Origin of the sequence: Devosia sp. (assembly GCF_017307565.1) — a bacterium.
GTDB lineage: Bacteria > Pseudomonadota > Alphaproteobacteria > Rhizobiales > Devosiaceae > Devosia.
The window spans coordinates 1-6525 of record NZ_JAFKHD010000500.1 but is presented as its reverse complement, the minus strand read 5'-3'; the positions used below and the strand labels follow the sequence as shown (position 1 = coordinate 6525).

At 63.4% G+C, this 6525-nt stretch carries 7 protein-coding genes and 2 pseudogenes; 4 read left to right on the top strand and 5 right to left on the bottom strand.

Annotated elements, in window-relative coordinates; genetic code table 11:
- Positions 1-321 (top strand): annotated as a pseudogene (locus tag J0I64_RS21785) (hypothetical protein); the annotation flags it as partial.
- The gene (locus J0I64_RS21780) at positions 318-1136 is read left to right on the top strand and encodes a DeoR/GlpR family DNA-binding transcription regulator (RefSeq protein ID WP_291412254.1); all 819 of its coding nucleotides are present in this window, start codon (positions 318-320) and stop codon (positions 1134-1136) included. The pseudogene J0I64_RS21785 and the gene J0I64_RS21780, both read left to right, overlap by 4 nt.
- A 217-nt stretch (positions 1137-1353) precedes the next feature.
- Here J0I64_RS21780 and J0I64_RS21775 read toward each other — a convergent pair whose 3' ends face one another.
- From J0I64_RS21775 to J0I64_RS21760, 4 genes are all read right to left on the bottom strand, one after another.
- A complete protein-coding gene (locus tag J0I64_RS21775; RefSeq protein WP_291412252.1) occupies positions 1354-2373 on the bottom strand; it encodes an AraC family transcriptional regulator in 1020 nt (339 codons plus the stop codon).
- A gap of 184 nt (positions 2374-2557) precedes the next feature.
- Positions 2558-3028, bottom strand: a complete 471-nt coding sequence (locus tag J0I64_RS21770; protein ID WP_291412250.1) for a nucleoside deaminase — start codon at positions 3026-3028, stop codon at positions 2558-2560.
- Between the two features lie 11 nt (positions 3029-3039).
- Positions 3040-3633 (bottom strand): ankyrin repeat domain-containing protein, encoded by a 594-nt coding sequence (locus tag J0I64_RS21765; RefSeq protein WP_291412256.1) that lies wholly within the window; start codon positions 3631-3633, stop codon positions 3040-3042.
- Between the two features lie 135 nt (positions 3634-3768).
- Positions 3769-4137, bottom strand: coding sequence for a hypothetical protein (locus J0I64_RS21760; RefSeq protein ID WP_291412248.1), 369 nt, complete (start codon positions 4135-4137; stop codon positions 3769-3771).
- A gap of 163 nt (positions 4138-4300) precedes the next feature.
- On the opposite strand from J0I64_RS21760, the gene J0I64_RS21755 reads away from it, so the two are divergent.
- Positions 4301-6193 carry an AsmA-like C-terminal region-containing protein gene (locus tag J0I64_RS21755; RefSeq protein ID WP_366933773.1) on the top strand — a complete coding sequence of 631 codons (1893 nt, stop codon included), beginning with the start codon at positions 4301-4303 and terminating at the stop codon, positions 6191-6193.
- Here J0I64_RS21755 and J0I64_RS22700 read toward each other — a convergent pair.
- Positions 6136-6417, bottom strand: a pseudogene (locus J0I64_RS22700) (GMC oxidoreductase); the annotation flags it as partial. The gene J0I64_RS21755 and the pseudogene J0I64_RS22700 overlap by 58 nt on opposite strands.
- On the opposite strand from J0I64_RS22700, the gene J0I64_RS21750 reads away from it, so the two are divergent.
- On the top strand, positions 6319-6525 hold a 207-nt coding region (locus J0I64_RS21750), incomplete at its 3' end, for a hypothetical protein (RefSeq protein WP_291412245.1). The pseudogene J0I64_RS22700 and the gene J0I64_RS21750 sit on opposite strands and share 99 nt — an antisense overlap.

Sequence of the window (6525 nt, the reverse complement as noted above, 5' to 3'; positions counted from 1 at the left end):
GGCGGCATCTGCTATGCGCAGGGCGATTTCCAGAACGTCACGGAGCCGGTGCTTGGTTATGGCGGGCTCGATGGCTTTGCGGTGCCGGGACGATATGTGGAGACGCGCAGCTATTCTCTGGCGGATGTGGAGACGATTGAGCTATTTTCCGATGGCTACTTCAAGCTGGGGGATGGCTTTGGCGTCGCGGCCTGGGAACAGGCTTTCCGCGAGGTGGAGGCCGAAGACCTGCACAAGATCGATCGCTACATGAGTACCAAAGGCACGACTGCTACGGTTTTGACGGATGACCGCTCCTATCTCGGTGTGCGCCTGAGATGAGTGGCCATGTCCGGCTGGACGGGGGCTATGGCGGGTCGGACGACGGAGAATCGGCCGTCGGCGACCTCAATCAGCGTCAGGCGCAGATTCTCGAGGCGGTCCGTACCAATGGGGCCGTTTCCGTTTCGGAGCTGGCCGGCCAGTTTTCGGTAACGACCCAGACGATCCGGCGCGACCTCAAGGTTTTGGGGGAGCGTGGCCTTCTGGTCAAAGGGTTCGGCGGGGCTTTCGCGGCGCCCGGCGTTGCGCGCTACACCTATAGCGAGCGGCACAATACCGAAGTCGAGATCAAGCGCGATCTGGTCGAGGCGCTACGGCCGCTGCTGTTCAATGGCGCGACGATCTTTGTCGGGCTGGGGACGACGTTTCATACGCTGCATAGCGTGATCGCTGATTTTCCGGGTGTGCTGATCGCGACGCCCAATCTCGAAGTCGTCTATTCCTGCGCGCTGCACACCGATGCCACCGTCTATGTCTATGGCGGCTATGTGCGCAACAAGGACACTTCGGTGCTGACGCTGGGTGGGGCGAGCCGGCAGACGTTCAAGTTCGATATTGCCATTATCGGGGCCAGCGCGATCGATCGGGATGGGGCGGTGCTCGAATTCGACCCAATGGAAGTCGACCTGACCCGCGATATTCTTACTCAGTCACGCCAGGTTGTGCTGGTGGCCCACGAGGGCAAGTTCGAACGCAAGGCGCCGCATGTGGTGACCCATTTGCGCGATATCGATGTGCTCGTGACCAATGGCGAGCCGGCGGCGCATTTCGAGGATCCCGGCGTGTTGCAGGGGCTGCGGCTGGTGCTCGCCTAGGGCTTTCGGGAAGACGCCGGAGGTCGCGTGGACAGCAGGTCTTTCGGCGGTTGGTACCGAAAGACCCATTCTGGCAGGGGCGCCGGGATCATGTTCAGATTGGTTTGCACTTTTAGACCTGCCTCGATGTTTCGGGGCAGGGTTTGCTGGTGCGCATGATCCCTGGCAATGCCGATTTCTGCGCCCATAGCTTTCCGCCCGGGCGCATAATCGCCTTTTACTGCGCCAGGCTGCGCTGACGGTTGAGCCGGCGTGGCGGGGCACCGAAGTGGCGGCGATAGGCGCTGACGAAGTTGCTGGCCTGGCCGTAGCCGACCTGCCAGGCGATCTGCTTGAGCGGCATTTCGAGCCCGTCCTCGATCATGCGGCGCGCGGCGGTGAGGCGCGTATCGCGCAGATAGTCGAACACCGTCGTGCCGTAGAGGGTTCGGAACCCCTGGTTCAGCACCTTGGCGGTGAGGCCCACAGCGCCGGCGAGATCGTGCAGGCCAGGCGGATTGCGCAGATCGGAGACGAGGCGGTCGCGCGCTTCCTCGACCTTGGTGAGAACCCGCTTGGAGAGGTCCACCGGGCCGGCAGGCATGGCGCTTTCGAGCGAGCCCAGGAGATGGGTCAGAAATTCGAGGGATTTGGCTTCGCGATAAAGGCTCATGAGGGAGCCGGCGAAGTCGGGGCGAAGCAAGTCGTTGGCGATCCGGGCAGGATCGAAGCGGGCCTTGGTGACTGTGGCGACAGGCGTGATCCTGCCTTCGAAAATGTCGCGCAGGCTTGGCGGAAGCTCGTCGCTGCCGAACATGGCGGCAAGCGCATCGGGCTCGACATTGATGCCGAGGCCGCTCATCGGCTGGTCGATCTCGACGTGGTAGACGAGGCGATCGTCGGCCGGGACCATGGTCATGATGGTGCCCGAGCCGCGCCAGTGCTGCGGGTCCTGCTGCTTGCCGGGGCTTGCGAATGTGCCCTGACCGCTGATGACGCAACCGATATGGAGGGTGCCGGGGGTGACGCGCTGGTCGGTGGTGAGGCGGAAGCCGGGCTCGGCGCGGACTTCGGCGGCGAAAAGGCCAACGCCCTTGCGCACGCTCTCGGAAACGAGCTGGCCGGTGGCCGGACCATCCAGCACGACGCGGTGCGAGGCCTGATCGGCCTGCGGCACGAAGGCGTCGTCATCGATGAACACCCAGTTGGCGGGAAGTGCTTCCCATTTGCCCTCGGTAACGGCGGCGAAAATATTCAATTGCGTACCCTCACGACAAGCGGACCCACATCCGCACAAATAGCGGGCCGCAATTGGCATGCGCCCGACCCCTTGCCCCAAGGGGAGATCATGGGTCGGCTGCGCTAATGCCAGCCGGGTCGTTAGGCAATTTAATTTTTCTTATGCGTCATTAGTCTGGCTAATGACGTGAGGTCAAAAACCCTCAGCGCTTGCCCTGTGTCTCGGCCCACTGGGCATAGAGGTCGGGGAGATCGGTCTGGCGGACCGGGACATAGCGGATGGTCATCGACTGCTCGGCAAGCGGCTTGGCGAGGTCGTCGTAAATGGCGGCGGTGGAGAGGCCGAAGGGGGCGCCATCGTCGTTGGAGTGTGCGTAGTAGACCCGCTCGACGCCCGAGAGCCGCATGGCCGCGAGGCACATGGGGCAGGGGTGGCCGCTGGCATAGACCGCGGCGCCGGAGAGATTTGGTGAGCCGAGCGCCTGGCTTGCGGCGCGGATGGCGTTCATTTCGGCATGGGAGGTGGGGTCGTTGCTGCTGTGGATTTCATTGACGCCTGTCGCGATGACCTCGCCATCGCGGACGAGAACGGCACCGAAGGGACGACCGCCCTTGCCGATATTGGCGCGGGCGAGATCGATGGCCTGATTGAGAAAACGGTTTTCGTCGGTCACGGCTGTTTCCTTCACTTGGCTCCGGCCGCGAGCAGGGCGGCCTCGATCTCCTTGAAGCCGCGGCTACGGGCGTGCTGGAGGGGCGTCGTGCCGTCGAAATCGGGTAGATCGACGTCTGCCCCGGCCTTGATGAGCAGATCGACGATCTCCTGGTGGCGCTGGCCGCCATCGGCGAGAATGATCGCTTCGAGGAGAGCCGTCCAGCCAAGCCGGTTGATGTGATCGACGTCGACGCCGGCGTCTATGAGGGTTTGGACGGTCTCGACGTGGCCGCGCTCGGCGGCGGGAATGAGGGCTGTGCCACCATAGCGATTGATGCTCTTGAGGTCGGCACCATGGGCAAGCGTCAGCCTGAGGATTTCGAGGTGACCGCGGGCGCCTGCGTAGAGATAGGGGCTGTCTTCGATGCCGTCCTTGGCGTTGACGTCGGCACCGGCTGTGATGAGGGCTGCGGCGGCTTCGACATTGTCGGCATGGGTCGCCACCAGCAGGGCGGTCTCGCCCTTGTCGTTGCGTGCCTCGATGTCCGCTCCGGTGGCGAGCAATTGGGAGATCGCCGCGGCGTCGTTGGCTGCGGCGGCCTGGTGCAGGGGACGTTCAGACATGGTTTGCGCTACCGACAATTGAGGCGTGGTGGCAAAAGCGAGGGCTATAGCCCCCGCCAGAATGGTGCGGCGAAGCATAGTGCCCTCCACTGGGCGGACGACGGTGCGGAGGCCCCAAAATCTCCCTGGGAGATATTAGTCGTCCAGCAGCGGCAGGCAACGGTCGTCGTAGCGGCTCGCGAGTTCGCCGAGGTCGTTCTGATCCTTGAAGAGGGTTGAAACCATGCGGTTCCGATCCTTCAGCATTTCAAGGCCGGGCTTGCCGGAGAGCGCCGAGCCCGTATCGAGCGCCAGGGTTGCGCGTTCGCGATATTGCTCCATGGTCTCTGTGTCGCCTTCGGCGAGGAGCACATCGGCGGTGCGCTGATAGTAGGCGGAGCATTCGACATAGTCGTTGGCGACGCCGGCGATGGCATCGCTGATCTCGTCAGTATCTCTGTTCAGAAACAGGAATACAGCACCGAGGGCGACAAGGATCGCACCGACGAACAGGATGCGTTTCATAATGCCCCCACAGCAATTAGCGCTCTTGGCTTGGATCATGTTTGCCGTGGGCTGCCAAGCCGGATTTGGGAAAGGCCCGCGCGCCGCCGGTTTTGCGGCCTTTGAGGCCCGGATATGGCCTTCATCTTGCCCATGTTTAGTAGTGGTCAACCATTGAACGACCATGGTGATTCTCACTGGCGTGACTGGGAGCGACAGAGCATGTCTCGCTCCCGAGAAGAAGATTCCGAAGGGGTTTGGCATGAAGAAGATCGCAATTATCGCAGCGGTTCTCGTTCTGGTGCTGGTCGGATCTGTATTCGCGCTACCAATGGCGCTGAACTCGGATGGCATGCGGCAGGGCCTTGCGCGCCAACTCTCCGAAGTGTCGGGGGCGGAGATCGCCTTTAACGGCCCCATCCATTTTTCCATCGTGCCCGATTTCGGCATCGTCATCGAAGACATGTCCTATGCGACGGCAGACGGGGCGGCGTCGGTAACGGCGGCGCGCTCGGTGGCGTCGGTCGATCTGATGTCGGTGTTTTCGAGCCAGGTTCGGGTTACCGGCATTGCGCTCGAGAGTCCGCGCATTCTTCTGGGTGAAGCCAGCGGGGCGGCGCAGCCGGCGCCGGTCGAGCCTGGTGGCGGCGATATCTTTGAGACCCTGGCAGGGTTTCTTGAACGGCTGTCCATCGACAAGGTGGTGGTCAGCGATGGCGAGGTGGCGTCGCGGCGGGGCGATGGGATCGAGCCGATCGCCAGCGCCATCGATCTGCGCCTCTCGGTGCCCGGAGTGGATCGGCCGGCTTCGTTCACCGTGTCGGGCCTGATGAATGGGAGCAAGGTTGAGGTTTCGACCGAGATTGGATCACTGCGCGACCTCCTGGCGCGGCAGCCGGCGGCATTCAAATTTTCAAGCAAGCTCGACCAGCCGCCGCACCCGTTGCTCGCGAACCTCAGTGCGTCGGGCAATATTCAGCTTGCCGAGGACGGCAGCTATCGGATCAGCGGCGGGGAAATCGACAGCAGTGGCCAGAAGATGCGGCTCGATGTCAGCTACGCGCCGGGGGATCGCCCTTTCGTCATGGCGCGGGTGGATGCGGGCGATCTCGATTATTCCGATTTTCAGCCTGCGGGCGAGGCTGCGGCCATTGAAGGCGGCGCTTCGACAGGCGCGCAGCCGGGGCCGAACCTGGCGGGGCTAAGGAATATCGACGCCGATGTGGAATTGCGCGCGGCCAGCATCAAGGCCGGCGATGCGCTGGCGAAGGACGTGGTTCTCGGTGCGCAACTGCGCAATGGGCAATTGAACACTTCGGCCAAGTCGGCGGCGATCGCGGGGGGCAGTTTTGCAGCAAGCCTTGCGACCGATGTGAATGGCGACAGGCCGCAGTCGAGCGGTTCGCTTGATGTTTCGGCCATCGATATCGGGCAGGTGCTGAAGCTGGCCGGGCAGAGCGCGCCGGTGAGCGGCAAGGTATCCTCGCAGCTCCAATACGCGTTCTGGGGCGCCAATGTTGAGGACATTCGCAACTCCATCAATGTGCGGGGCACTGTCTCGGTCGGTGGCGGGCGGGTGCAGGTCGCCCAGCTCGCCGGGCTGGCGGGAGCTGGGTCCGATGTCATTGATGCGCTGGAGCTGACGGCGAAGGTTGACGATGTGCGCCAGCCGCTTTCGCTTTCGGGCACAGCGCGCTGGAACGGCGAGGCCTTGGGCTTTGCAACGACGATGGCACTGGCTGATCTCCTCTGGGGCCAGCCGGGTAAGCTGGCGGTCGATCTCAAGTCACAGCCGCTCAATGCGAATTTCTCGGGGACGCTGTCTGCGGAAGGGGCTGTTGCGGGCAAGGCCGATGTTTCGGCGCCCTCGCTGAGCCGCGCGCTCGGGTGGCTTGGCCAGTCGACGGGCACGCCGCTTGGACGGTTCAACTTCTCCGGCGGTGTTTCGGTCAGCAGCAGCGAAGTGGCCATGACCGAGGCGTCGATCACGCGCAAGCCCGAGAGCCCACGCACACGCAGGCGCGAGTCGACCACGGCTTGCGGATCCTCGCCCATGCGGCACGTACCGACGGGGTGATAGAGCGTGCCGCCGACTTTGCGCGCGAAAGCCGCTAGATCGGCATCGGTGACTGTGCCCTTGCCGGGCACGGTCTCGCTTTCCACGTATGGCGCGAACGTCGGCGCGGCAAAAATGCGGCGCGCGTGCTTGAGACCCGCGACGGAAACGGCGAGATCGTTCTCGACGGCGAGATAGTTCGGCCGGATGGCGGGGCGCGCGAGCGGATCGGGCGAGGTCGCCATGATCGTGCCGCGGCTTTCCGGCCGTGCGACCGAGACAGCAATAGTCATCCCTGGCTTCTTCTCGAGCGTTCCGAACTTCTGCTCGTCGTAGCTCGCGGGCGAGAAAAG